Origin of the sequence: Levilactobacillus koreensis JCM 16448 (assembly GCF_001435525.1) — a bacterium.
Taxonomy (GTDB): Bacteria; Bacillota; Bacilli; order Lactobacillales; family Lactobacillaceae; genus Levilactobacillus; species Levilactobacillus koreensis.
In genome coordinates this window covers 1-833 of record NZ_AZDP01000038.1, presented here as the reverse complement: position 1 = coordinate 833, position 833 = coordinate 1, and the positions used below count along the sequence as shown (strand labels likewise).

Here is an 833-nt window from a genome sequence, read left to right as displayed (position 1 = left end):
CGATTCAGGCCTACCTATTTTGGTGAGAAATCTTGTTGATGAATAATCCGGGTATATAGGAATAGTAAACACTATTTCGATTAAATTAGTTTGGAGAAAAGTCCAGTGCAAATTATTTTTGAAACCTATCGATTGGAAAAACGAATTACAAATACGTCTAAACGTATACGTGTGTATGGTAGCTTGGTGTCAAATGGAATTTATTTAAGATTGTCAGAGCTACAAGTAGCTAATAACTTAAGTGAAATTTCAAACTTTCCACCATCACGATTACATCTTTTGGTTGGAAATTTCAGAGGCTGTTATGCAGTTAATGTGACCAAAAACGTCAGAATGATTTTTAAGGGCTTGAATCAGGGTGGAGTTGCAACACTAGTTAAAGCCAATGTTGTAAAAATTCTGATTAAGGAGATTAGTGATTATCATGATAAATAAACAAGTAGAGTTTGAACTAAGCCGTCCAGTTGCGCCCGGAGAAAGTATCGTCGACGCACTCCGGTATTTAGAGATGTCACCGGAAACTCTGGCACAAGAGACTCATGAATCGGTTGACTATGTGAAGGCTGTACTAAAAGGGAAGACACCAATTACTCTTCGGTTTGCGCAACGATTAGAACCGATTTTGAAAGTTCCAGCTGATTTTTGGCTACGCTACGATAAGCAGTATCAGAGGCTGCAACAGGAAGCAGTGGAATGATTTAAGTAGTGATCTGAAAAATTCCCAAACTCCCAATCTAAAAACACCTTTACTTTTTAAAATAAAGTGAAAATACTTTGTTGGCGAATTTTATAATCAAGTTAGCCACTTAGAATTTAGACCAAAATAAATACAC

At 36.5% G+C, this 833-nt stretch carries 2 protein-coding genes; both read left to right on the top strand.

Going from position 1 to position 833, the window contains the following annotated elements:
* Nucleotides 1-105 precede the first annotated feature (105 nt).
* Nucleotides 106-435 (top strand): type II toxin-antitoxin system RelE/ParE family toxin, encoded by a 330-nt coding sequence (locus FC99_RS02735; protein WP_048732636.1) that lies wholly within the window; start codon nt 106-108, stop codon nt 433-435.
* Entirely contained in the window at nt 425-697 is a 273-nt protein-coding gene (locus FC99_RS02730; protein WP_048732634.1) for a helix-turn-helix transcriptional regulator, read from the top strand. Before FC99_RS02735 ends, FC99_RS02730 begins: the two co-directional genes overlap by 11 nt.
* Nucleotides 698-833: the final 136 nt, after the last annotated feature.

Coding starts and splice junctions, on each gene's coding strand:
- FC99_RS02730 (WP_048732634.1), top strand. CDS start 425: ATGATAAATAAACAAGTAGAGTTTGAACTAAGCCGTCCAGTTGCGCCC.